The sequence below is a fragment of the Acidovorax sp. FG48 genome, assembly GCF_057809085.1.
In genome coordinates this window covers 251,801-274,900 of sequence record NZ_JBMDJH010000002.1, presented here as the reverse complement: position 1 = coordinate 274,900, position 23,100 = coordinate 251,801, and the positions used below count along the sequence as shown (strand labels likewise).

The 23,100-nt window shown below is 64.3% G+C and carries 23 protein-coding genes; 10 read left to right on the top strand and 13 right to left on the bottom strand.

The window, feature by feature from the left end:
* The 4 genes from ACODSU_RS04280 to ACODSU_RS04265 are packed head-to-tail and all read right to left on the bottom strand — an operon-like array spanning position 1 to position 1,601.
* Positions 1-357 carry a protein tyrosine phosphatase family protein gene (locus ACODSU_RS04280; protein WP_488840351.1) on the bottom strand — a complete coding sequence of 119 codons (357 nt, stop codon included), beginning with the start codon at positions 355-357 and terminating at the stop codon, positions 1-3.
* Position 358: 1 nt separating this feature from the next.
* The gene (locus ACODSU_RS04275; protein ID WP_488840349.1) at positions 359-808 is read right to left on the bottom strand and encodes a DUF6691 family protein; all 450 of its coding nucleotides are present in this window, start codon (positions 806-808) and stop codon (positions 359-361) included.
* Positions 809-840: 32 nt separating this feature from the next.
* Positions 841-1,272: a YeeE/YedE family protein gene (locus tag ACODSU_RS04270; RefSeq protein ID WP_488840347.1), complete on the bottom strand. Its 432-nt coding sequence runs from the start codon at positions 1,270-1,272 to the stop codon at positions 841-843.
* Positions 1,266-1,601, bottom strand: coding sequence for an ArsR/SmtB family transcription factor (locus ACODSU_RS04265; RefSeq protein WP_060984746.1), 336 nt, complete (start codon positions 1,599-1,601; stop codon positions 1,266-1,268). The genes ACODSU_RS04270 and ACODSU_RS04265 overlap by 7 nt, the downstream gene beginning before the upstream one ends.
* Before the next feature lie 100 nt (positions 1,602-1,701).
* Here ACODSU_RS04265 and ACODSU_RS04260 point away from each other — a divergent pair, with 100 nt between their 5' ends.
* The 7 genes from ACODSU_RS04260 (at position 1,702) to ACODSU_RS04230 (ending at position 8,671) form a co-directional block, all read left to right on the top strand.
* Positions 1,702-2,562 carry an MBL fold metallo-hydrolase gene (locus ACODSU_RS04260; protein ID WP_488840344.1) on the top strand — a complete coding sequence of 287 codons (861 nt, stop codon included), beginning with the start codon at positions 1,702-1,704 and terminating at the stop codon, positions 2,560-2,562.
* 47 nt (positions 2,563-2,609) lie between these two features.
* Entirely contained in the window at positions 2,610-2,990 is a 381-nt protein-coding gene (locus ACODSU_RS04255; RefSeq protein WP_108498613.1) for a rhodanese-like domain-containing protein, read from the top strand.
* 85 nt (positions 2,991-3,075) lie between these two features.
* Positions 3,076-3,267, top strand: coding sequence for a YgaP family membrane protein (locus ACODSU_RS04250; protein WP_015014124.1), 192 nt, complete (start codon positions 3,076-3,078; stop codon positions 3,265-3,267).
* A gap of 65 nt (positions 3,268-3,332) precedes the next feature.
* Positions 3,333-3,698, top strand: a complete 366-nt coding sequence (locus ACODSU_RS04245; protein WP_015014125.1) for a carboxymuconolactone decarboxylase family protein — start codon at positions 3,333-3,335, stop codon at positions 3,696-3,698.
* Positions 3,699-3,837: 139 nt separating this feature from the next.
* On the top strand, positions 3,838-4,374 hold the full coding sequence (locus ACODSU_RS04240) for a putative pterin-binding protein (RefSeq protein WP_015014126.1): 537 nt from the start codon (positions 3,838-3,840) through the stop codon (positions 4,372-4,374).
* A 27-nt stretch (positions 4,375-4,401) separates the two neighbouring features.
* Entirely contained in the window at positions 4,402-7,488 is a 3,087-nt protein-coding gene (locus tag ACODSU_RS04235) for a hybrid sensor histidine kinase/response regulator (protein WP_488840342.1), read from the top strand.
* Positions 7,481-8,671 (top strand): response regulator, encoded by a 1,191-nt coding sequence (locus ACODSU_RS04230; RefSeq protein WP_488840340.1) that lies wholly within the window; start codon positions 7,481-7,483, stop codon positions 8,669-8,671. Before ACODSU_RS04235 ends, ACODSU_RS04230 begins: the two co-directional genes overlap by 8 nt.
* 26 nt (positions 8,672-8,697) lie before the next feature.
* On the opposite strand, the gene bioB is transcribed toward ACODSU_RS04230, so the two are convergent.
* From bioB to scpA, 8 genes are all read right to left on the bottom strand, one after another.
* Positions 8,698-9,741 carry a biotin synthase BioB gene (gene bioB, locus ACODSU_RS04225; RefSeq protein WP_488840338.1) on the bottom strand — a complete coding sequence of 348 codons (1,044 nt, stop codon included), beginning with the start codon at positions 9,739-9,741 and terminating at the stop codon, positions 8,698-8,700.
* A 354-nt stretch (positions 9,742-10,095) separates the two neighbouring features.
* On the bottom strand, positions 10,096-10,485 hold the full coding sequence (locus ACODSU_RS04220) for a phosphopantetheine adenylyltransferase (protein WP_488840336.1): 390 nt from the start codon (positions 10,483-10,485) through the stop codon (positions 10,096-10,098).
* A gap of 90 nt (positions 10,486-10,575) precedes the next feature.
* Positions 10,576-10,944 (bottom strand): hypothetical protein, encoded by a 369-nt coding sequence (locus tag ACODSU_RS04215; protein WP_488840334.1) that lies wholly within the window; start codon positions 10,942-10,944, stop codon positions 10,576-10,578.
* Positions 10,945-10,974: 30 nt separating this feature from the next.
* Positions 10,975-11,445 carry a VOC family protein gene (locus ACODSU_RS04210; protein WP_060987719.1) on the bottom strand — a complete coding sequence of 157 codons (471 nt, stop codon included), beginning with the start codon at positions 11,443-11,445 and terminating at the stop codon, positions 10,975-10,977.
* 110 nt (positions 11,446-11,555) lie between these two features.
* Complete coding sequence (locus ACODSU_RS04205) at positions 11,556-13,604, bottom strand: acetyl-CoA carboxylase biotin carboxylase subunit (RefSeq protein ID WP_488840332.1); 2,049 nt, start codon at positions 13,602-13,604, stop codon at positions 11,556-11,558.
* A gap of 150 nt (positions 13,605-13,754) precedes the next feature.
* Positions 13,755-15,287: an acyl-CoA carboxylase subunit beta gene (locus ACODSU_RS04200; protein ID WP_056062687.1), complete on the bottom strand. Its 1,533-nt coding sequence runs from the start codon at positions 15,285-15,287 to the stop codon at positions 13,755-13,757.
* Positions 15,288-15,324: 37 nt separating this feature from the next.
* Positions 15,325-16,353, bottom strand: coding sequence for a methylmalonyl Co-A mutase-associated GTPase MeaB (gene meaB / locus ACODSU_RS04195; RefSeq protein ID WP_488840329.1), 1,029 nt, complete (start codon positions 16,351-16,353; stop codon positions 15,325-15,327).
* Complete coding sequence (gene scpA / locus ACODSU_RS04190) at positions 16,350-18,518, bottom strand: methylmalonyl-CoA mutase (RefSeq protein ID WP_488840327.1); 2,169 nt, start codon at positions 18,516-18,518, stop codon at positions 16,350-16,352. Before scpA ends, meaB begins: the two co-directional genes overlap by 4 nt.
* Positions 18,519-18,661: 143 nt before the next feature.
* Between scpA and ACODSU_RS04185 the strand changes: the two genes are divergently transcribed.
* Positions 18,662-19,297 carry a GntR family transcriptional regulator gene (locus ACODSU_RS04185; RefSeq protein ID WP_015014137.1) on the top strand — a complete coding sequence of 212 codons (636 nt, stop codon included), beginning with the start codon at positions 18,662-18,664 and terminating at the stop codon, positions 19,295-19,297.
* 184 nt (positions 19,298-19,481) lie between these two features.
* Positions 19,482-21,338 carry an AMP-dependent synthetase/ligase gene (locus ACODSU_RS04180; RefSeq protein ID WP_488840325.1) on the top strand — a complete coding sequence of 619 codons (1,857 nt, stop codon included), beginning with the start codon at positions 19,482-19,484 and terminating at the stop codon, positions 21,336-21,338.
* 15 nt (positions 21,339-21,353) lie between these two features.
* Here ACODSU_RS04180 and ACODSU_RS04175 read toward each other — a convergent pair whose 3' ends face one another.
* Positions 21,354-22,475 carry a saccharopine dehydrogenase family protein gene (locus ACODSU_RS04175; RefSeq protein ID WP_488840323.1) on the bottom strand — a complete coding sequence of 374 codons (1,122 nt, stop codon included), beginning with the start codon at positions 22,473-22,475 and terminating at the stop codon, positions 21,354-21,356.
* A 168-nt stretch (positions 22,476-22,643) separates the two neighbouring features.
* On the opposite strand from ACODSU_RS04175, the gene ACODSU_RS04170 reads away from it, so the two are divergent.
* Positions 22,644-23,093 carry an Lrp/AsnC family transcriptional regulator gene (locus ACODSU_RS04170; RefSeq protein ID WP_056062663.1) on the top strand — a complete coding sequence of 150 codons (450 nt, stop codon included), beginning with the start codon at positions 22,644-22,646 and terminating at the stop codon, positions 23,091-23,093.
* Positions 23,094-23,100 lie beyond the last annotated feature (7 nt).

Below are 23,100 nucleotides of genomic sequence, written 5' to 3'. Positions count from 1 at the left end.
TTAGGACGCTTCGGCGTCCAAGTCCTGCGCCAGCCCAAACAGCTGTGCAGACCGGGCGCCTGAACGGCAAAACGCCAACGTGGGCTTGGGGGCAGTGATCAAGACCTTGTGCATGGCCTCCACCTGTTCCGGCGTGATACAGCCGCTGACCACCGGCAGATACACGTAGTGCAGCCCCGCCACGGTGGCAGCGCGCTCCATTTCAGGGCTGGTGGGCTGTGCGCCACCGCCCTCCCCGTCGGGCCGGTTGTTGATGATGGTCTTGAAGCCCTGCTGGGCCAAAGCGGCAAAGTCCGTGGTGGCCAGCTGCGGCGACACAGCGAAGTCAGGGGTCAGGGCAATGATTTGCAGCGGCATATCAGCGGCCTCCGGTCTGTGTGGTTGCGGTACCGTGGGACATGCGTTCGGCCAGTTCAAACAGCCACATGCCCGCCACCATGGCAATCACAAACACAATGGCTTTGGGCTGGCCCGCACCCGCCGAAACAATGGCTGGGCCCGGGCAAAACCCGGCAATGCCCCAGCCCGCGCCAAAGATGAGGCTTCCGACGACCAGACGGCGATCAATGTCGCGCGACGTGGGCAAGTGCATGGCGCCGCCCAGAAAGCTTGTGGTCCGCCTCTTGGCCACGGCGAAGGCAAAGACGCCCACCGCAATGGCTCCGCCCATCACAAACGCCAGCGATGGATCCCACAAGCCGGCCAGATCCAGAAAGCCCAGCACCTTGCCCGGGTCGGTCATGCCCGAGACGATCAGGCCCAGTCCGAAAATCAGGCCCACCACAAACTCCGAAATACGATTTTTCATAGCGATCAATGCTCCGATGAATGGGGATGCGTTCAGGCCAGCGCGTGCCGGATGAGGAAGACGGTGACGAACCCTGCCCCCATGAAGGCCAGGGTGGCCACCAAGGAACGGGGCGACATGCGCGAGAGTCCGCACACGCCGTGGCCGCTGGTGCAGCCCGACCCGTAACGTGTGCCGACACCCACCAGCAGGCCGGCGATCACCACCATGCCCCAGGTCGCATCAATGCGCGGCTGCGTGGGGCCGACCACCAGCCAGTAAAGGCCAGGCGCCACCAACATGCCCAGCACAAAAGCCAGGCGCCAGCCCATGTCGCCCGCGCGGGGACGCAGCAGCCCGCCCACAATGCCGCTGATGCCCAGGATGCGCCCGTTGAGGAGCACAAAAAGCGCCGAGGCAAGGCCCAGCAAAACGCCACCGGCTAGGGCAGCCCAAGGGGTGAAATGGGTCCAATCGATCAGCATGGTTTGCTCTCCTGGGCAGGGCCACAAAATTGTTCAAACAGAACGTTCATCACCGCCAGGGCCTGGGGGCTGGCGATCTCGTAATAGATGTTTTTGCCTTCGCGGCGGGTGTTGACGAGGCCCTCCTCGCGCAATACGCCCAGCTGTTGGGACAAGGTGGGCTGGGAGATGCCCACCAACTCCTCCAGTTCGCCCACCCGCTTTTCGCCCTGCGTCAGCTGGCACAGCAGCAGGAGGCGGTCGGGGTTGGACAAAACCTTCATCAAGCGGCAAGCGCTGTCGGCTGACCTGCGCAAGGCTTCCAGGTCCATTTGTGCTTCTGCGTGCATGGTGGCGCGCTCCTTTTCAAATTCGATGTTGATATTCTATTGACTAACAATATATATGTCAATAAACTATAAATATCGAAATTAAATACGGAGCCCTTCGATGAAACCCCAGATAGAAGCCTTCTTTGATGACGCCACCTGGACGGTGAGCTATGTGGTGTTCGATCAGCCTGGCGGCCACTGCGCGGTGGTGGATTCGGTGCTGGACTACGACCCGAAGTCGGGCCGCACCCGCACACGGTCTGCCGACAAGATCATCGCGTTTGTGCAAGGTCAGGGATTGACGGTGCAATGGATTCTGGAAACCCATGCCCATGCAGACCATCTGTCGGCCGCGCACTACCTTCGCGACAAGCTGGGCGGAAAAATCGCCATTGGCGCGTCCATCACGCAGGTGCAGGACGTGTTCAAGAAAGTCTTTCATCTGGAGCCCGAGTTCCGTCCGGATGGCAGCCAATTCGACCAGCTGCTGCACGACAACGAGGTCTTCCACATCGGCCAACTGGAGGCCCAGGCGCTGGCAGTGCCCGGCCATACCCCCGCATGCATGGCCTATCAGGTCGGTGATGCCGTGTTTGTGGGAGACACCCTGTTCATGCCCGACGTGGGCACAGCGCGCTGCGACTTCCCCGGCGGCAATGCCCACACGCTGTACCAATCGGTGCGCAAATTGCTCAGCCTGCCGGCGGAAACCCGCCTGTTCATGTGCCACGACTACCCCCCGGCAGGGCGCGCCGTGGCGTGGCAAACCACCGTTGCCGACCAGCGGGCCAAGAACATCCATGTGCACGACGGGATAAGCGAGGAAGCCTTTGTGGCGCTGCGCACCCAGCGCGACGCGACGCTGGAAATGCCCGTGCTGATCCTGCCTTCGGTGCAGGTCAACATCCGCGCAGGGGAAATGCCACCGCCGGAAGCCAATGGCGTGACCTATCTCAAGATTCCTGTCAACGCGCTGTGACACAACTGCCACATCCGTACCGCCACACCCACTGCAGGAACGCACACATGAAAACAGCCCACGATCTCGTCACCGCCGCCAAGGCCCTGGTACAGGAGGTCCCACTGGACCAGGCAGACGAAGCCATCCGCACCGCCGACGTGCTGATCGATGTGCGAGAGGCCGACGAATACCAGGCAGGACACATCCCGGGCGCGATTCACGCATCGCGCGGGGTGCTGGAGTTCCGCCTCAGCAGCACACCCGAACTCAGCGCGCGTGACCTCAAGGTGGTGCTGTACTGCAAGACCAGCGGCCGTGCCGCACTGGCCGCGCGCGCCATGCACGACATGGGCTATCTGCAGGTGCAGTCCATCGCCGGCGGCTTTGACGCCTGGGTGGCTGCAGGCAAGCCTGTCGCGGCGCCTGCGTCCCCCTCATTCGACTGACCGGGCAGCGAGCGTATTCCGCGTTCGCTGCGCTTGTGCAAGCAAGGCCCATCCCGGGCCGCAACCTCAGAGCAAGGAAATCATCATGAACATCAACGTAGGAACCGTGGACCGCGTGCTGCGCGTCTTGGCAGGCCTGGTCCTTATTGCACTGGCTGCCACCGGCACGGTGGGCTGGTGGGGATGGCTGGGCGTGGTACCACTGGCCACCGGCCTGTTTCGCTTCTGCCCGGCTTACACGCTGCTTGGCATCAACACCTGTCCCATGAAGAAATAAACCGCCGGCAGGCGCCGGCACGCGCAGAGTCCGGCGCCCTCAAGGCCCCAGCAAGGAACCATTCCATGAGTACGTTCGACCACACCAGCCTGATCCAGGGCATCAACGAAAGCCTGGCCACCTTCCGCAAGGCCCAGCCAGACGCCATGCGGGGCTTCGCGCAGCTTGCGCAGGCTTCCATGGCGGAAGGTGCGTTGACCAGCAAGCACAAGGAGCTGATTGCCCTGGCCATTGGGGTCACCCAGCGCTGCTCCGGGTGCATTGGTTTTCATGTCAAGGCACTGCAAAAGCTCGGTGCCACCCGCGCAGAGCTGGAAGAAATGTTGGCCGTGTGCGTTTACATGGGCGGTGGCCCGGCACTCATGTACACGGCTGAGGCCCTGAAGGCCTGGGACACCATGGCTGCCGCCAGCGCGCCCGCCGCAGCCTGACGCAGCAGCCCCGCCACCCGTCCGCTGCCGTCGCACGCTCGACACCCCGGCGGGTCATCCGTCAAACCGATGGTGATAAATCGGTTTACATTTTGGGCATCTATCCGCGAGACTGTTACCAAAACAGGAGGGGGTGTCCATGCAATCTCATCGTCGTTATGGGTTGGAACGGGTGTTGTCCAAGGCATGGGCCGCAGGGGTCATCTGCGCGGCATTGCTGGCCGCGAGCAACGTGCAGGCACTGGAGCCACCCACCGGCCCTGTCATCCTCACCATCGACGGCGCCATCACGCAGACCAACCGGGGCCCGCAGGCGCAGTTCGACATGAAGATGCTGGAGAAGCTGCCGCAGCACAGCTTCTCCACCCAGACCCCCTGGTACCCCAGCGCCGTCACTTTCACAGGCCCCCTGCTCCGCGATGTGCTGGCAGCAGTGGGTGCCAAGGGCACCAAGATCACGGCAGTGGCCCTCAATGACTACAAGACCGAGATCCCGGCAGACGACGCCACCAAACACGACGTGATCGTGGCGCGCCTGATGAACAACCGGCCCATGCCCATCCGCGAAAAAGGCCCGCTGTTCATCGTTTACCCGTTTGATACCAAGGCCGAGTTGCGCAGCGAGCTGTATTACAACCGGGCAGCCTGGCAGCTCAACGCACTGCACATCCGGTAGTCGCCCTCCGCGCCCCGGCCCACCCGTATGCTGCGCAGCCAACACATCCTGCGGCTCATCATTGCGGGGCTGGTGTTGGCCTACGTGGCCATAGCGGCGGTGCAATACAGCCAGTACCGCAGTGTGGAAGCCGTGATGCGGCGCGGCGATGTGAATGCGCTGTGGTCGTTCTTGCAGCTCAATGTGGAGTATGAAAAGCTGGACCACGCGCTGCACCAGTTCGAGCTGGACCCCACCAGCATCACGATGGACAAGCTGGAGCTGCGCTACGACCTGTTCCTGAGCCGGTTCAGCGCGCTGGAAAGCGGCACCTCGCGCACGCTGATGCAGGACGAGCCCATTTACAGCACTGCGCTGGCCGCCCTGCAGCGGTTTGTGGCAGCGGGCGACAGCTACTTTGGCGCCAGTGTGGACGCCACCTCCAGCCAGACCAACATGCGGCGCCTGCGCATCGAGCTGGATGGCTTGCGCGAGACGGTGCAAGAGCTGTCGCTCAGCGCTTCGCGCGTGTCGGCCCTGCTGGGCGACTCGCGCAACGCCGAGGTCAAGCACCAGACCTTGTTGACCACCGGGCTCACCGCCTTCCAGGCGCTGCTCACCTTTTTGCTCGCTTTTGCCATGGCGCGGCAGTTCTTGCAGCGCGAAAAGGCCACGGCCCAGGCCATGGCAGCGCAGAACGAGCTGGTCGATGCCCTCAAGCGCAACGAGGAGGTGCTGGAAGCGCGCGTGGCCGAGCGCACGGTGGAACTGCAAAAGGTCAACGCGGCCCTGCGCGAACACGAGGACGAGCTGGAGATTGCCCGCGCCCGCGCGGAGGAAGCATCGCAGATGAAGTCGGACTTCCTGGCCAACATGAGCCACGAGATCCGCACCCCGATGAACGCGGTGATCGGCATGAGCCACCTGGCCTTGGGCACTGACCTCACGCCGCGCCAGCGCGACTATGTGGAAAAGATCCAGCGCTCTGGCCAGCACTTGCTGGGCCTGATCAACGACATCCTGGACTTCAGCAAGATCGAAGCCGGCAAGCTCGAAGTGGAGGTCGTGGACTTTGACCTGCGCGGCGTGCTGGACAACGTGGCCAATCTGGTCAGCGACAAATGCGCCCACAAGGGCCTGGAGCTGCTGTTCGATGTGGACCCGGCCCTGCCCGATGACCTGCGCGGCGATCCGCTGCGCCTGGGGCAGATCCTGGTGAACTACGCCAACAACGCGGTCAAGTTCACCGACACGGGGGAAATCATCGTGCGCGTCACCGAAACAGAGCGCGACGACACCGGCGTGTTGCTGCGCTTTGAGGTGCAGGACACCGGCATCGGCCTGACGCCCGAGCAGCAGTCACGGCTGTTCCGGTCGTTCGAGCAGGCGGACACCTCCACCACGCGCAAATACGGCGGCACCGGGCTGGGGTTGGCCATCTCCAAGAAGCTGGCCGGGCTGATGGGGGGCGAAGTGGGCGTGCAAAGCCAGCCCGGGGTGGGCAGCACCTTCTGGTTTACTGCCCGTCTGGGACTGGGCAACCCAAGCCATGCGCCCCTGCTGCCCACGCCCGACCTGCGCGGGCGGCATGTCTTGGTGGTGGACGACAGCGAGCAGGCCCGGCACATCCTGGGCGAGATGCTGGCCCGCATGAGCTTTACGGTCACTACGGCCTCTTCGGGAGAGGAGGCCGTGGCCCAGGCCCGCGCTGCCGAACAGGCCGGCCGCCCCTGCGAGATCGCGTTTGTGGACTGGAAGATGCCCGGCATGGACGGGTTTGACACCCACCGCGCGCTCGCCCAGCTGCAGCACCCACCCCACACGGTCATCGTGACCGCTGCAGGCCGCGACGATGTGCAAAGCGAACTGGAACGCGCCGGGCTGCAACTGATGCTGTCCAAGCCCGTCAGCCCCTCGCAACTGTTTGATGCAGCCATGCAGGCACTGGGTGGACAGGCGCGGTCGTCCGACAGGCGTGCCGCACAGGCACCTCGGCGCGCCGCACACCTTTCTGCCATTGCGGGCGCACGGGTGCTGCTGGTGGACGACAACGACCTGAACCAGCAGGTGGGTGCCGAGCTGCTGAGCGGCGCGGGCTTGGTCGTGGATGTGGCCCAGAACGGGCAGGTGGCACTGGACATGCTCGCCCAGACCCCTTACGACCTGGTGCTGATGGACATGCAAATGCCCGTGATGGACGGCCTGACCGCCACCCGGCACCTGCGCCAGAACCCCGCCTGGGCCCAGCTGCCCGTGCTGGCCATGACGGCTAACGCCATGAGCCGGGACCGTGACCTGTGCCTGGAGGCAGGCATGAACGGCCACTTGGCCAAACCCATCGACCCGGACGAACTGTTTGCCGCCCTGCTGCAATGGATCGCCCCACGGGCCACCGGCGCGAATGAAACAGACCGCCTCAACGCCGAACTTCAAGGGCAGCCAGCGGGTGACGCCGAGAGCCCGCAAGCTCCACCCCACCCTGCCCCCGCGCCTTCTGCCGATGACGCATTGCGCCGCATCCCAGGGCTGGATGTGACCGCCGGCCTGCGGCGCGTGCTGGACAAACGCCCCGCGTACGAGGGCCTGCTGCGCAAGTTCGTGGCGGGGCAGGCACATGCCGTACAGGCCACGCGCACGGCCCTGGCCGCCGGGCAGCACGACGAAGCCCAGCGCGCCATGCACACGCTCAAAGGCACGGCCGGCACCATCGGCGCCACTGCACTCGCTGCCCTGGCGCAACGGGCGGAAGAATCCATTGCGCAGAAGGCATCACCCGAACTGATAGAGCCATTGCTGGAGCCCGTGGAAGCGGCGTGCAGGGCACTGGTCATGGCGCTGCAGCAAGCCCTGTCCGCAGAGGAAGTTGCGAGCACCGACACTGCTTCTGACCTGCAGATCGACGCATCGGCCGCGCATGCGCTGGTGGCGCAGCTCGACGCCCTGCTGTCCGACGACGACTCCGACGCCATCGAAATCTTCAAGGACTCCGCGCCCGCCCTGCAAGCCCTGCTCGGGCCCGCGTATGGCCAGATGAAGCGGTCGCTGGACAGCTATGACTTTGTGGAGGCACTGGCCATACTGCGGCAGGCCCCCATCGCACACCATGATTACAAGGAGGACCCGGTTCATGAATAGCCCATTCGCACCCAGCGGCAAATGCACGGTGCTGGTCGTAGACGACACGCCCGACAACCTCTCGCTGATGAGCGACCTCCTGCGCACTGACTACAAGGTCAAACTGGCGCCCAGTGGTGAACGTGCGCTGCAGATCGTGGCAGGCGACAGCAAGCCCGACCTGATCCTGCTGGACATCATGATGCCGGACATGGACGGCTACGAGGTGCTGCGCCGCCTGCAGTTCAACCCCGACACCGAAGACATCCCCGTGATCTTTCTCACCGCCATGAGCGCGGCCGAGGACGAAAGCATTGGCCTGGAGCTGGGCGCGGTGGACTACATCACCAAGCCCATCAACCCCGCCATCGTGATGGCACGGGTGCGCAACCACCTGCAGCTCAAGCGCGCGCGCGACTTTCTGGCCCAGCACAACCATTTTCTGGAGCAAGAGGTCGCCAACCGCACGCGCGCCATGGCAGAGCTGCAGGACGCCACCATTCGCGCCATGGCCTCGCTGGCCGAAACGCGCGACAACGAAACCGGCAACCACATCCGGCGCACACAGCACTACATGGAGACGCTGGCCCGCCACCTGCAGAACCATCCGCGCTTCAAGGACGAGCTGACCGACGCCGCCATCGAAACCATCTTCAAGTCCGCCCCGCTGCACGACATTGGCAAGGTGGGCATTCCCGATCGCATCCTGCTCAAGCCCGGCAAGCTCACGCCGGAAGAGTTCGAGATCATGAAGACGCACACCACCCTGGGGCGCGACGCCATCATTGCTGCCGAGACAGGAACTACGCTGGACAACCCGTTCTTCCGGTACGCCAAGGAGATCGCCTACAGTCACCAGGAGAAATGGGACGGCTCAGGCTACCCTGAGGGCCTGGTGGGCAACACCATCCCGCTGTCTGCGCGTCTGATGGCCGTGGCCGATGTGTATGACGCACTGATCTCCGAACGCGTCTACAAGCCCGCCTACTCCCACGAGCAGGCGGTAGAGATAATCCGCGACGGCCGGGGCAGCCACTTCGACCCCGACATGGTCGATGCCTTCCTGACCTTGTCCGAGGAGTTCCGGCGCATCGCCCAGCAATTTGCCGACGCCGAACCCGCGCGGCTGGCCGAGGTGGACCGCCTGGCCGCCGATCTGCCCATGGAACGCATCGAACTGACTTCGCGCGAAGAGCCGCTTTGAGTGGCTGTGCCCTGCGCGGGGGGGCCTCAAGCGCTGTGGCTGTGCCCGTCCAGGGTGCTGGTCGTTGTGCGGTGCCCGTTCAGCCCCAGCTTGGCCAGCAGTTGCACATCGGCATCCACATCGGGGTTGCCCGTCACCAGCAGCTTGTCGCCATAAAAAATGGAATTGGCCCCGGCCATGAAGCACAGCGCCTGCACCGCTTCACCCATCTGCTGGCGCCCGGCCGACAGGCGCACGCGCGCCTTGGGCATGGTGATGCGGGCCACCGCAATCACGCGCACGAAGTCAAATGGGTCGATGGGTTCGCTGTCGGCCAACGGTGTGCCGGGCACGCGCACCAGGCTGTTGATGGGCACCGACTCAGGGTACGGCTGCAAGTTGGCCAGCTGCGCAATCAGGCCCGCACGGTGTACCGGCGCCTCGCCCATGCCCACAATGCCGCCGCAGCACACGCTGATGCCTGCGTTGCGCACGTTCTGCAGCGTGTCCAGCCGGTCCTGGTAGGCGCGGGTGCTGACCACATCGGTGTAGTACTCGGGCGCGGTGTCCAGGTTGTGGTTGTAGTAGTCCAGCCCGGCGTTTTTGAGCGCCTGCGCCTGGTGCGATTCGAGCATGCCCAGCGTGGCGCAGGTCTGCAAGCCCAGGCCTTTCACGGCACCAATCAGGGCGCTGACTTTTTCAATGTCGCGGTCCTTGGGCGCACGCCACGCGGCGCCCATGCAAAAGCGCGTGGCGCCAGCGTCCTTGGCGGCCTGGGCGGCACGCACCACCTCCTCCACTTCCATGAGTTTTTCGGCTTTCACGCCGGTGTCGAACTCGGCCGCCTGCGGGCAGTAGCCGCAGTTTTCAGGGCAGCCGCCGGTTTTCACCGACAGCAGCGTGGCCAGCTCGATGTCGCCCGCAGGCCAGTGCTGGCGGTGCACGGTTTGCGCCTCAAACAGCAGGTCCATCAAGGGCTTGTCGAGCAGCGCCTGAATGGCCTCGACCGACCACTCACCCTGCACGGCCGGCGCAGGGACGGGGCGATGGATCTGGATGGGCTGGGGGGCGGAGAGGGTTGCATTGGCCATGGGTGGATTCCTTTCGAGAGCCTGCTGCTGCAAGCACCCGGGATTGCATCAGTGATCACACAAAGCGCCACATCACGGTGTTCTAAAGAGCCGCCCTGCGTCGCTATCACCATGATTTTGAAGGAGATTTTGGTGCAATTGCCCTCAACATGGTCACAAAAGGTGCCACTGTTTCTAGGCCCACAACTGCCCCGATCTTTCCGGACAAAAACGCAGAAAAAGGCGGCCGTTGGCCGCTGTAGAGCGCACGTTCAAACAGCGGCAAAAACCGCCCGCGCAACATGCTTCCAACGGGCGGCTTTGGCTTTCATCTTGCAGCAGGGGCCCGCTTGCGCGGCCCGAAGTTAGACCAAGTTAGATGCGGGCCGGGCCCGGCTCGGACCGCGCTCTGGCCACAGCGCCCGCAACCAGGCACGCCAAAGCCAGCCCGTCAGCCACCACAACGCGCTGCAAATGTGTGTTGAAGCCGCCGGTGGACCACGCCAGCAGCAGGAACGAGAGAACACTGACCGCGCCCACAGTCAGCCCCAGCCACTGGTCGGCAGGCTTGAACGCCGCCCCCATGCAGATGCCACCCACAATGCCAAACAGTACGGCACGGTGGCGCAACAGGATGAGGGTGTTCGGATCAGAAGGGGTCGTGCCGTAGAGGCTGGCCAGTTGCGCTGCGCCGAACACGCCTAGCAACGGAATCAGGTGGATGGCACCTGCGAGCAGCAGGGCCAGAGAAGCAATTTTTTTCATGGGCAGGCGACACCAAAGACAAGGTGCCGCTGTTGTAGCCCCCGTCGGGGTTGGCGACCATGACGTGCCAGGTCATGGACGCCGCGCGGTTCAGCGCCCCAGCATCTGCTCCAGCGCCTCGCGGATGGCGCGGGGCTTATTGTCCCCATCGTCCATTGCAGAGCAGGTGGGGCTGCGCTCTACCTCCGGGCCGCTCGTGCCGACCCGGGCAAACAGGCGTTCGCAGTCGCAACGCAGCGTGGCCAGCGTCTTGCGAGACCGCTGGTGTTTCACTTCCGCCACCCAGCAGCGGTCTGCGCAGCCGCAGGACCGGTACTGCAAGGTTTCCCCCGCCCTGCCCCAATCGAGCGGATAGGCGCCGGTGCCGCCTGCGGCTCCGGCCCCTTGCCCTGCCAGCGCCAACACGAGCGCGGCACACACCCTGGTGCCGACCCGAAGCGCACGCTGCAGAGAAAACACGGAATACACGGGAGTTGATGATCGCGCCGTTCAGCCCAGCGCCGCAATCACATCCGCCGGGGCCTGCACCAGCTCGATCAGCACGCCCTCACCGGCAATCGGAAACTCGTCATTGCTCTTGGGGTGCAAAAACGTGATGTCGTAGCCCGCAGCGCCCTTGCGGATGCCACCGGGGGCAAAGCGCACGCCCTTGGCAGTGAGCCATTCCACGGCCTTGGGCAGGTCGTCAATCCACAGACCGATGTGGTTGAGCGGCGTGGTGTGCACGGCTGGCTTTTTCTCGATGTCCAGCGGCTGCATGATGTCCACCTCCACCTTGAAGGCGCCCTTGCCCATGGCCAGGATGTCTTCGTCCACGTTCTCGCGCTCGCTCTGGAAGGTGCCGGTCTGCTCCAGGCCCAGCATGTCCACCCACAGCGTCTTCATCCGCTGCTTGTCGGTGCCGCCAATGGCGACTTGCTGGATGCCCAGGACCTTGAAGGGGCGTGGGGTCGTGCTCATGATTACTCCTGATTTGATAGCTGCCAACGCATATTCCTCTATCGCTAGCGGCCAAAAAGACTAAAAAAGGGGCGCAAGGCCCCTCCGGATGGGCTGTCAGGCCCTGGGGATCACCGGAATTCCAGGATCACCTGATCGACCGCCAGCGACTCGCCCTTGCCCGCCACGATCTTGCCCACCACGCCGTCCTGCGCGGCGAAGAGGATGTTCTCCATCTTCATGGCTTCGATCACCGCCAGCTTCTCACCCGCCTGCACCTTCTGGCCGGGCTGCACCGCCACATCCACCAGCAAACCGGGCATGGGCGATAGCAGGAACTTGGATAGGTCTGGCGGCGCCTTGAAGGGCATCAGCTTGTGCAGCTTCGCTCCCAGTGGCGACAGGACCAGTGCTTCGACCTGCGTGCCGTTGTGCGCAATGCGCAGCGCCAGCGGGTTCTTGCCCACGCCCCGCTCCACCTGGGCGGTGAAGCCCTGGCCGTTGCATGCGCCCTGCACGCGGATCTGGCCCAGCGTGGCGGCGCTACTGATCTGATAGCTATTACCGCCCACGCTGATTGCGCTGGAGCCCGATTTGTCTTCAAAGTCGGACACCGTCACCTCGTGGTGCTGGTTCTGCCCTTCGGCGCCCAGCGTCACCACCACAAACTGCTCGCCCACCTTCACCTCGTGGCCGGCCAGCTGGCCGCTGATGCCCGAGGCGCGCGCGCGGTAACGGCGGTTCATGAACGCGGCCAGCGCCACCAGGAACAGCGGGTCGCTGTGCGGCACATCTTCGGCGTGGAAGCCCTTGCCGTAGTTCTCGGCGATGAAGCCGGTGTTGAAGTCGCCCGTCACGAACTTGGGGTGCGCCAGCAACGCGGCCTGGAACGGGATGTTGCTGCTGATACCGCGAATCACAAAGCCGTTCAGCGCCGCGCGCATCTTGGCAATCGCATCGTTGCGGTCCGTGCCGTGCACGATGAGCTTGGCGATCATCGAGTCGTAGTACATGGGGATCTCGCCACCCTCGTACACGCCCGTGTCCACCCGCACGCCCAATTTTTTGGTCGTATCGGACTGGAACATCGACTCCTCCGGCGGCTGAAAGCGCACCAGGCGGCCGGTGGACGGCAAAAAGTTGCGGAACGGGTCTTCGGCGTTGATGCGGCACTCAATGGCCCAGCCGTCGCGCTTCACGTCGGCTTGGGTCAGCGGCAGCTTCTCGCCCGCCGCCACGCGGATCATCAGCTCCACCAGGTCAAGGCCGGTGATGCACTCCGTCACCGGGTGCTCCACCTGCAGGCGGGTGTTCATCTCCAGGAAGTAGAAGTCCTGGTCCTTGCCGACCACGAACTCCACCGTGCCCGCGCTCTGGTACTTCACGGCCTTGGCCAGTTGCACCGCTTGCTCGCCCATGGCCTTGCGGGTGGCGTCGCTGATGAAAGGCGACGGCGCCTCTTCGATAACCTTCTGATGGCGGCGCTGGATGGAGCACTCGCGCTCGTTCAGGTAGATCACGTTGCCATGGCTGTCGCCCAGCACCTGGATCTCGATGTGGCGCGGCTCCTGCACAAACTTCTCAATGAAGATGCGGTCGTCGCCAAAGCTGTTGCGGGCCTCGTTCTGGCAGCTGGCAAAGCCTTCAAACGCTTCCTTGTCGTTGTAGGCCACGCGCAGGCCCTTGCCACCACCGCCGGCCGAGGCCTTGATCATCACGGGGTAGCCGATGCCCTTGGCAATCTCCACCGCTTGCTCGGGGCCGCTGATGGCGTCGTTGTAGCCGGGAATGGTGTTGACCTTGGCCTCATTCGCCAGCTTCTTTGAGGCGATCTTGTCGCCCATGGCCGCAATCGAGTGCGCCTTGGGGCCGATGAAGGCAATGCCTTCGTCCTCGCAGCGCTTGGCAAAGGCTTCGTTTTCGGAGAGGAAGCCATAACCAGGGTGCACGGCCTGTGCACCAGTCTGCTTGCAGGCCGCAATGATCTTGTCGGCCAGCAGGTAGGACTCGCGCGAGGGCGCGGCGCCAATATGCACGGCCTCGTCGGCCAGCTTGACGTGGCGGGCTTCCTTGTCGGCGTCGGAATAGACGGCCACTGTCTTGATGCCCATCTTGCGGGCAGTAGCGATGACCCTACACGCAATTTCGCCCCGGTTCGCAATCAGGATTTTTGTAAACATTCTCTTATCTCCTCAGGCGATGGGGTGGCGTGTAGCAGCCCGCTGCGCGGTCTGCGTCAGGCGATTTGTCGAAACGTCCGCTGCGCGGCCGTTTTCGCCACGGTTGGCGATCAGGATTTTCGTAAACATGTTCTTATGCTCCTTGTCCGCTCACAGTGGGATGTTCCCGTGCTTGCGCCACGGGTTTTCGAGCTTCTTGTCGCGCAGCATCACCAATGAGCGGCAGATGCGCTTGCGTGTCTCGTGCGGCAGGATCACATCGTCGATAAAGCCGCGTGCACCGGCCACAAACGGGTTGGCAAAACGCTGCTTGTATTCCGCCTCACGCGCGGCCAGCTTCACCGGGTCGTTCTTGTCCTCGCGGAAGATGATCTCCACCGCGCCCTTGGCACCCATCACCGCAATCTCGGCGTTGGGCCAGGCCAGGTTCACGTCGCCGCGCAGGTGCTTGGAGCTCATCACGTCGTACGCACCGCCGTAGGCCTTGCGGGTGATGACGGTGATCTTGGGCACGGTGCACTCGGCATAGGCGTACAGCAGTTTGGCGCCGTGTTTGATGATGCCGCCGTACTCCTGGCTGGTGCCAGGCATGAAGCCGGGCACGTCCACAAACGTGACCACGGGGATGTTGAACGCATCGCAAAAGCGCACAAAACGCGCGGCCTTGATGGAACTCTTGATGTCCAGGCAGCCCGCCAGCACCAGCGGCTGGTTGGCCACGATGCCCACGGTCTGGCCTTCCATGCGGGCAAAGCCGATGAGGATGTTCTTGGCGTACTCGGGCTGCAGCTCGAAGAAGTCCCCATCGTCCACCGTCTTGAGGATCAGCTCCTTCATGTCGTAGGGCTTGTTGGGGTTCTCGGGCACCAGGGTGTCCAGGCTCAGGTCCATGCGGTCGGCCGGGTCGTTGCTGGGACGCACCGGGGCTTTTTCGCGGTTGTTGAGCGGCAGGTAGTTGTACAGGCGGCGCAGCATCATCAGCGCCTCCACGTCGTTCTCAAACGCCATGTCGGCCACACCGCTCTTGGTGGTGTGGGTCACGGCGCCGCCCAGTTCTTCGGCCGTGACTTCTTCGTGCGTCACGGTCTTCACGACTTCGGGGCCGGTCACGAACATGTATGAGCTGTCCTTCACCATGAAGATGAAGTCGGTCATGGCGGGCGAGTACACGGCGCCACCGGCGCTCGGGCCCATGATCATGCTGATCTGCGGAATCACGCCGCTGGCCAGCACGTTCTTCTGGAACACGTCGGCATAACCGCCCAGGGACGCCACGCCTTCCTGGATGCGCGCGCCGCCCGAGTCGTTGAGGCCAATGACCGGCGCACCGACCTTCATGGCCTGGTCCATCACCTTGCAGATCTTCTCGGCATGGGTTTCCGACAGCGCACCGCCAAACACCGTGAAGTCCTGGCTGAACACGAACACCAAGCGGCCGTTGATCATGCCGTAGCCCGTCACCACACCGTCGCCGGGGATCTTGTTGTCCTCCATGCCAAAGTCGGTGCAGCGGTGCTCGACGAACATGTCCCATTCCTCGAACGTGCCGTCGTCCAGCAGCAGCTCGATGCGCTCGCGCGCCGTGAGCTTGCCCTTGGCGTGCTGCGCATCGATGCGCTTTTGCCCGCCGCCCAGGCGTGCCAGCGCACGCTTTTTCTCCAGTTGATCCAGGATGTCTTGCATGGTCGTCCTTTGGTGAATTCGGTGGTTGGTTTACTATTTATTTGATAGCTGCTTGCGCTTGACTGGATTGCGCTAGCAGCAGATTTCGTGCTGCTGTGGATGCCGCGATGCGCCCCGCGGCCACGTCGGCCTGCATCTGGGGCAGCAGCTCTTTGACCTGAGGGTGCTGGCGAAACGCGAGCTTGAGGCCTGCGTCGATGCGCTCCCACATCCAGGCCAGCGCCTGCTTTTCGCGCCGCGTGGCCAGGCGGCCGTTGGCGGTTTGCAGCTGGCGGAACTGCGTGACGGCAGCCCAGAAGCTGTCCACGCCCTGCCCCAGCAGCGCGCTGATCTGCACGACCTTCGGGTGCCACAGCGTTTCGTCGTGGTGCGCGTTCTCGGGGTTGCCGTGTTGGCTGAGCAGGCGCAGGCTCGACGTGATCTGCGCCTCGGCGCGCGTGGCAGCGTTCTTGTCGATGTCGGCCTTGTTGATGACCACCAGGTCCGCTATCTCCATCACGCCCTTCTTGATGGCCTGCAGGTCGTCGCCCGCGTTGGGCAGCTGCATCAGCACGAACATGTCCGTCATGCCAGCCACCGCGATCTCGCTCTGGCCCACGCCCACGGTCTCGACGATCACCACGTCGTAACCCGCCGCCTCGCAGACCAGCATGGCCTCGCGGGTCTTCTCGGCCACGCCGCCCAGCGTGCCGCTGGACGGGCTGGGGCGGATGTACGCCTTTTCGTGCACCGACAGGTGTTCCATGCGCGTCTTGTCGCCCAGGATGGAGCCGCCCGAGACGGTGCTGGAGGGGTCGATGGTGAGCACGGCCACGCGGTGGCCCTGGCCGATCAAGTACAGGCCCAGGGCTTCGATGAAGGTGGATTTGCCCACGCCGGGCACGCCGCTGATGCCGAGGCGGAAGGCCTCGCCGGTGTGCGGGAGCAGCTGGGTCAGCAGCTCGTCGGCCTGGGCGCGGTGGTCCACCCGCGTCGATTCGAGCAGCGTGATGGCTTTGGACATGGCGCGGCGTTGCACCGCCGCCGTGCCCTGCACCACCCCGTCAAGAAGCGCCGCAGGTGTCACGCCACCGCCTTGCGAATCTGCTCCAGCACATCCTTCGCACTCGCCGGAATCGGCGTACCGGGCCCGTACACGCCCTTCACACCGGCCTCGTACAGAAAGTCGTAGTCCTGGGCCGGAATCACCCCGCCCACGAACACGATGATGTCGTCCGCCCCCTGCTCCTTGAGCGACTGGATGATGGCGGGCACCAGCGTCTTGTGGCCGGCGGCCAGCGTGCTCACGCCCACGGCGTGCACGTCGTTCTCGATGGCCTGGCGGGCGCATTCCTCGGGCGTCTGGAACAGCGGACCCATGTCCACGTCGAACCCCAGGTCGGCGAACGCGGTGGCCACCACCTTGGCGCCCCGGTCGTGGCCGTCCTGGCCCAGCTTGGCGATCATCACGCGGGGGCGGCGCCCCTGCTCTTCGGCAAACGCGTTGATTTCGGTCTTGAGTTTGTCCCAGCCTTCGGCCGAGTCATAGGCAGCTGCATACACACCGGTCACCTTTTGTGTATCGGCGCGGTGGCGCCCAAAGACTTTTTCGAGCGCATCGCTCACCTCCCCCACCGTGGCGCGCAGGCGCACGGCCTGGATGGACAGATGCAGCAGGTTGCCCTCGCCGCTTTCTGCTGCAGAAGTGAGAGCATCCAACGCTTGCTGGACAAGCACTGGATCGCGTTTTGCCCGGATGTTTTTCAGCCGCTCGATCTGCCCCTCGCGCACCTTCACGTTGTCGATCTGCAGAATATCGACCGGGTCTTCCTTGGCGAGCTTGTACTTGTTCACGCCGACGATCACATCTTTGCCGCTGTCGATGCGCGCCTGCTTCTCGGCGGCGGCGGCCTCGATCTTGAGCTTGGCCCAGCCGCTGTCCACGGCCTGGGTCATGCCGCCCATGGCTTCGACCTCTTCAATGATCTTCCAGGCAGCGTCGGCCATGTCCTGGGTCAGCTTCTCCATCATGTAGCTGCCGGCCCAGGGGTCGATCACGTTGGTGATGTGGGTCTCTTCCTGGATGATGAGCTGCGTGTTGCGCGCGATGCGAGCGCTGAACTCGGTGGGCAGCGCAATCGCTTCGTCAAAGCTGTTGGTGTGCAGGCTCTGCGTGCCGCCAAACACGGCCGCCATGGCCTCGATGGTGGTGCGCACCACGTTGTTGTAGGGGTCTTGCTCGGTCAAGCTCCAGCCGCTGGTCTGGCAGTGCGTGCGCAGCATCAGGCTCTTGGGGTTCTTGGCGCCGGTGGCCTTCATGATGCGGCACCACAGCAGGCGCGCGGCGCGCATCTTGGCGACTTCGAGGTAGAAGTTCATGCCGATGGCCCAGAAGAAGGAGAGGCGCCCGGCGAATTCGTCCACGTCCATGCCCTTGGCGATGGCGGTCTTCACATATTCCTTGCCATCGGCCAGGGTGAAGGCCAGTTCCAGCGCCTGGTTGGCCCCGGCTTCCTGCATGTGGTAGCCGCTGATCGAGATCGAGTTGAACTTCGGCATGTTCTTGGCCGTGTACTCGATGATGTCGCCAATGATCTTCATCGACGGCTTGGGCGGGTAGATGTAGGTGTTGCGCACCATGAACTCTTTCAGAATATCGTTCTGAATGGTTCCGCTGAGCTTGTCTTGCGAGACGCCCTGCTCTTCCGCCGCCACCACGTAGCCAGCCAGCACGGGCAGCACCGCGCCGTTCATGGTCATGGACACAGACACCTTATCAAGCGGAATCTGGTCGAACAGGATCTTCATGTCCTCGACCGAATCAATCGCGACGCCCGCCTTGCCCACGTCGCCCGTCACGCGGGGGTGGTCGCTGTCGTAGCCCCGGTGCGTGGCCAGGTCAAACGCCACCGAAACGCCCTGCCCGCCTGCGGCCAGGGCCTTGCGGTAGAAGGCGTTGGATTCTTCGGCGGTCGAAAAACCAGCGTACTGGCGGATCGTCCACGGCCGCACGGCATACATGGTGGCCTGCGGGCCGCGCAGGTAGGGTTCAAAACCCGGCAGCGTGTTGGCATAAGGCAGGCTGGCCGTGTCTTCGGCGGTGTACAGCGGTTTGACGGTGATGCCATCGGGCGTGACCCAGTTGAGGGCGCTGACATCGCCCCCCGGTGCCGACTTGGCTGCGGCCTTGGCCCAGGCTTCCAGCGAAGACGCGGCGAACTCTGGGGCGTTGTTGGTGGGTTTGTCACTCATGGCAAAAGCTACTCCGAAGATGGCATGGGGGCGTCCAACACGGCGCACAGGCGGTGACCGCACGGGTGCTGTGGTGTGGCGGCGAGTTTACATCATTCATAATTATTGATTCAAAATATTCCGTGCAGCTTACAATCCGCCCCATGTCTGCCCTCACCCTCACTCCCCGCGCGCTCTACGAAGAAGTGGCCGAGCAATTGCGCCAGCGCATCTTCCGCCGCGAGCTGGAGCCCGGCAGTTGGATCGACGAGCTCAAGATTGCCGAGGAATTCGGCATCAGCCGCACACCGCTGCGTGAGGCACTGAAGGTGCTGGCCGCCGAAGGCCTGGTCACGATGAAGGTGCGCCGTGGCGCCTATGTGACCGAGATGAGCGAGAAAGACCTGCGCGACGTGTACCACCTGCTCAGCCTGCTGGAAAGCGACGCCGCAGGCGTGGTGGCCGAGCGCGCCACCGACGCCCAGTTAAAGACCCTGCAGGACCTGCACGCCGAGCTGGAAGCCGCCGTGGCAGACCGCGAAAAGTTCTTTGCCATCAACGAGCGCTTTCACATGCACCTGCTGGAGATGGCCGACAACCGCTGGCGCAGCCAGATGGTGGCCGACCTGCGCAAGGTGATGAAGCTCAACCGCCACAACTCGCTGTTCAAGCAAGGGCGCATCGAAGATTCGCTGGGCGAGCACCGCGCCATCCTGGCCGCCATGGTGGCGCGCGACGCCAAGGCCACGGTCAAGGCCATGCAGGCGCACTTTGCGCAGGGGCTGGAAGCGGCGACCTGAGGTGCTGCGGGCCGTGCTGGCATGCACCCACGCGGCCACGATCATTCCGCAAACAGGAACGCACCATTTGCAACACATGGGGTGATCGCACACGGGCCGGCCCAGGTTGCGCTCGTTATCATCCCCCGGGTTTCCACCGAGGCCGTGGCGCCGCACGCCACAGCAGCCTCCACCGCCGAGTTTGATGACCTCTACCCCCGCCGATATCGCCAGCGTGCAAACGCTGCCCCAGCTCCTGGCCTACCGCGCCGCCCGTACTCCCCAGGCCGAGGCCTACCGTGCGTTTGACTCCTCCCGCCAGGCGTGGGCCAGCCTCACCTGGGCGCAGACCGCAGAGCGCGTGAACACCTGGGCCCAAGCCCTCGCCGCCATGCAGCTGCCACCGGCCGCGCGCGTGGCCATCTTGCTGCCCAACGGCCTGCATGCCATGTGCGCCGACCAGGCCACGCTGGCCACTGGTGGCGTGCCCGTGCCGCTGCACGCCATCGACAACCCGGGCAGCATCGCCTACATCCTGGCCGACTGCGAGGCCTCGATGCTCATCGTGAGCCAGGCCGAGCAGTGGGAAAAGATCCGCGCCGTGGGCACGCCGTTCCCAGCCCTGCGCGCCGTGGTCATTACCGATGACGACGACGCTTTCAAGCCCACACCGGCGTCTATCGACAGCCCGGCCGTGGGCTCGCTCGCGCAATGGCTGACGGGGGCGGCGCAAACGGGCACACCTACAACCGGCATGGGCCCGCAGGCCGATGACCTGGCCGCCATCGTCTACACCTCAGGCACCACCGGCAAACCCAAGGGCGTGATGCTGACCCATCGCAACGTGGTCAGCGACGTGAAAGCCGTGCTGGAGCGCATTGCTCCCACGGTGGACGACGTGTTCCTGTCGTTCCTGCCGCTGTCGCACACCTTTGAACGCACGGGCGGCTACTACCTGCCGATTGCGGCGGGCAGTTGTGTGGCCTATGCCCGTTCTGTCGCCCAGCTGGCGGAAGACCTGAAAACCATACGCCCCACTGTGCTGGTGTCGGTGCCGCGCATTTACGAGCGCATCCACGCCAAGCTGATCGAAAAGCTATCGCCCACCCCGTGGAAGATGCAGCTCTACGAAGCCGCGCAGAACAGGGGCTGGGCCCGGTTTTGTGCCGCACAGCGCCTGCCGGCCCCCACGCCCGATGCCAGCCCCCAGGCTGCAGGCTGGATGGCCGCCCTGCCCTGGCCGGTGCTACAGGCCCTGGTGGCCAAACCCTTGCTGGCCCAGTTTGGCGGCCGCGTGCGTGTGGCGGTGAGTGGCGGCGCCCCGCTGTCGCCCACCATTGCCAAGTGTTTTCTGGGTCTGGGGCTGCCGCTCATTCAGGGCTACGGCATGACCGAGACCGCACCCGTGGTGTCGGTCAACGCACTGGACGACAACGACCCCGCCTGCGTGGGCAAGGCCCTGCCCGGTGTGGAGGTGCGCATTGGCGACAACCACGAGCTGCAGGTGCGTGGCCCCATCGTGATGAAGGGCTACTGGAAGCGGCAGGAGGACACCGCGCGCATCCTGAGCACCGACGGCTGGCTGGGCACGGGCGACCAGGCCGACATCGTGAACGGCCGCATTTACATCAAGGGCCGCATCAAGGAAATCATCGTCACCTCGACCGGTGAAAAGGTGCCCCCTGGCGACCTGGAACTGGCCCTGCTGGCCGACCCGTTGCTGGAACAAGCCTTTGTGGTGGGCGAAAACCGCCCCTTCATCGCCTGCGTGGCCGTGCTGAACGCAGGCGAGTGGCAGCGCCTGGCCGCCGACCTGGGCCTGAACCCCCAGGCGGCGGACAGCTTGAACCATCCCAGTGTGCACCGTGCCGTGCTGGCGCGCATCGAAAAGAACACCGCCAGCTTTGCCCGCTATGCCGTGCCGCGCACGGTGCACCTGACGCTCACGCCTTGGACGATTGAAAACACCTTCATGACGCCCACGCTCAAGCTCAAGCGCAACAACCTGATGGCGCACTTTGCCGAAGCCATTGAGGGCATGTACCAGAAGCCGGGGCGCTGAGCCTCGGCTTGCTTCTTACAACACCAGCTCGCCCTCCCGGGCGTAGGCGGAACCAAAACGGTTGGCCAGAAAGTCCGCAAGCGCCACGGACTCCTGCCCGACAAAGCCCTGCTGCGGCAACTTGCCTTGCGACACCAGGTCCAGCGCCGTGCAGATGCCTGCGGCCGTGGTGAGCTGGATGGCGCTCAGCGTATGCCCAGCCACTTGCGTGCCCACGATACGGGCCGAGTACGAGTCCTGCACCAGCCGCCCGCCCTTGAGGCCTGATGCGGTGGCAAACACCACGATCACGTCCTGGTCCGTGGTGGGGATGGCGGTTTCCAGAATGTCCTTGAGCAGATCGCGCCGGTCCCGCAGGCGCAGGTCATTGAGTAACAGCTTGAGGATGGCGTTGTGGCCCGGGTAGCGGATGGACTGGTAGTCCACCTGCCGCGCCTTGCCCGCCAAGGTTTCTGTCAGCGTGCCCAGCCCGCCCGAGGTGTTGAAGGCCTCGTACTCCACGCCGTCCAGCGCAAAGGTTTCCAGCCCCTCCAGCGCGGGCACCGTGGTGCGCACGCCGTCCACAATGGCTTCGCAGGGGTTGCAGTACTCGTTGATGAGGCCCTCGGTGCTCCAGGTCAGGTTGTAGCGCAGGGCACCCTGTGGGTAGCGGGGCAGCGCCCCCACGCGCATGCGCAGCGTGTGCAGGGTGTCAAAACGTCGGGCCAGGTCATTGCCCACGATACCGATGAAGCCCGGCGCCAGGCCACACTGGGGCATGAGCACGCTGTGGGCGTTCCCGGCGAGGGTGCGGATGGCCTGGGTGCTGGCCACGTCCTCGGTCAGGTCAAAGTAATGCACGCCTGCGCTGGCGCACAACGTGGCTACGGACACAGCGCGGTGGAAGGGCAATGCGTTCAGCACGGCAAAACGGCCGTCGATGGCGGCCTGCAGGCTCGCGTCGTCTGCGGCCAATCGGGTGGAAATACCCAGAGTTGCCACCTCGGCCAGCCGCACCGGATCGCGGTCTACCACCAGGATGTCGTAGTCGCCCGACCGCTGCAGCAAGAGCGCCATGGCGAAGCCGATGTGGCCCGCCCCCAGGATGGTGATGGGGCGGCGTGAGGTGGAGTGCGAGGAAATGTCGAAGGTGGTCATGGCAGTGCTCCCGGTAGTGCTCTCCGCACATGGCGGAGAGGTGTTGTGGATGCCTTGATGCTAGGCAACAGCGCTGTCAACGTGTAGCGTTCAAAACGTCGAAAGCTGTTCTTTGGTTTGCCATAACGGCGAATATGATGGGCGTTATGACTTTTTTAGGAAATGCGCATGACCCAGGCCCTGGATGACACCGACCGGCAACTGCTCAGCCTGCTGCAGGCCAATGCGCGCGAGGGCACGGCCACGCTGGCGCGCAAGCTTGGCCTGGCCCGCACCACCGTGGTGGCGCGGATTGCGCGGCTGGAGCGATCGGGCGTGGTCGCGGGCTACGGGGTGCGGCTGGGTACGCGGCTTGACGCCACCACCGTGCGGGCCTGGTGCAGCATCAGCGTGCTGCCCAAGGCAGCGCCCGCCGTGCTGCGCGCGCTGGAAGCCATGCCCGAGGTTGAAGAGGTGTCGGCCGTGAGCGGGCCGTTTGACTACCTGGTGTTCTTGCGCTGCGCCAGCCACGAGCAGCTCGACACCCTGCTCGACAAGGTCGGCCAGCTGGAGGGCGTGCACCAGACGCAGACCAGCATCGTGCTCAGCCGCAAGATCGACCGACGACAGGTAGGGTGACATCCCC

Excerpts from the sequence above, each read along its gene's own strand:
- ACODSU_RS04280 (WP_488840351.1), bottom strand. The coding sequence starts at position 357 with ATGCCGCTGCAAATCATTGCCCTGACCCCTGACTTCGCTGTGTCGCCG.
- ACODSU_RS04275 (WP_488840349.1), bottom strand. The coding sequence starts at position 808 with ATGAAAAATCGTATTTCGGAGTTTGTGGTGGGCCTGATTTTCGGACTG.
- ACODSU_RS04270 (WP_488840347.1), bottom strand. The coding sequence starts at position 1,272 with ATGCTGATCGATTGGACCCATTTCACCCCTTGGGCTGCCCTAGCCGGT.
- ACODSU_RS04265 (WP_060984746.1), bottom strand. The coding sequence starts at position 1,601 with ATGCACGCAGAAGCACAAATGGACCTGGAAGCCTTGCGCAGGTCAGCC.
- ACODSU_RS04260 (WP_488840344.1), top strand. The coding sequence starts at position 1,702 with ATGAAACCCCAGATAGAAGCCTTCTTTGATGACGCCACCTGGACGGTG.
- ACODSU_RS04255 (WP_108498613.1), top strand. The coding sequence starts at position 2,610 with ATGAAAACAGCCCACGATCTCGTCACCGCCGCCAAGGCCCTGGTACAG.
- ACODSU_RS04250 (WP_015014124.1), top strand. The coding sequence starts at position 3,076 with ATGAACATCAACGTAGGAACCGTGGACCGCGTGCTGCGCGTCTTGGCA.
- ACODSU_RS04245 (WP_015014125.1), top strand. The coding sequence starts at position 3,333 with ATGAGTACGTTCGACCACACCAGCCTGATCCAGGGCATCAACGAAAGC.
- ACODSU_RS04240 (WP_015014126.1), top strand. The coding sequence starts at position 3,838 with ATGCAATCTCATCGTCGTTATGGGTTGGAACGGGTGTTGTCCAAGGCA.
- ACODSU_RS04235 (WP_488840342.1), top strand. The coding sequence starts at position 4,402 with ATGCTGCGCAGCCAACACATCCTGCGGCTCATCATTGCGGGGCTGGTG.
- ACODSU_RS04230 (WP_488840340.1), top strand. The coding sequence starts at position 7,481 with ATGAATAGCCCATTCGCACCCAGCGGCAAATGCACGGTGCTGGTCGTA.
- bioB (WP_488840338.1), bottom strand. The coding sequence starts at position 9,741 with ATGGCCAATGCAACCCTCTCCGCCCCCCAGCCCATCCAGATCCATCGC.
- ACODSU_RS04220 (WP_488840336.1), bottom strand. The coding sequence starts at position 10,485 with ATGAAAAAAATTGCTTCTCTGGCCCTGCTGCTCGCAGGTGCCATCCAC.
- ACODSU_RS04210 (WP_060987719.1), bottom strand. The coding sequence starts at position 11,445 with ATGAGCACGACCCCACGCCCCTTCAAGGTCCTGGGCATCCAGCAAGTC.
- ACODSU_RS04205 (WP_488840332.1), bottom strand. The coding sequence starts at position 13,604 with ATGTTTACAAAAATCCTGATTGCGAACCGGGGCGAAATTGCGTGTAGG.
- ACODSU_RS04200 (WP_056062687.1), bottom strand. The coding sequence starts at position 15,287 with ATGCAAGACATCCTGGATCAACTGGAGAAAAAGCGTGCGCTGGCACGC.
- scpA (WP_488840327.1), bottom strand. The coding sequence starts at position 18,518 with ATGAGTGACAAACCCACCAACAACGCCCCAGAGTTCGCCGCGTCTTCG.
- ACODSU_RS04185 (WP_015014137.1), top strand. The coding sequence starts at position 18,662 with ATGTCTGCCCTCACCCTCACTCCCCGCGCGCTCTACGAAGAAGTGGCC.
- ACODSU_RS04180 (WP_488840325.1), top strand. The coding sequence starts at position 19,482 with ATGACCTCTACCCCCGCCGATATCGCCAGCGTGCAAACGCTGCCCCAG.
- ACODSU_RS04175 (WP_488840323.1), bottom strand. The coding sequence starts at position 22,475 with ATGACCACCTTCGACATTTCCTCGCACTCCACCTCACGCCGCCCCATC.
- ACODSU_RS04170 (WP_056062663.1), top strand. The coding sequence starts at position 22,644 with ATGACCCAGGCCCTGGATGACACCGACCGGCAACTGCTCAGCCTGCTG.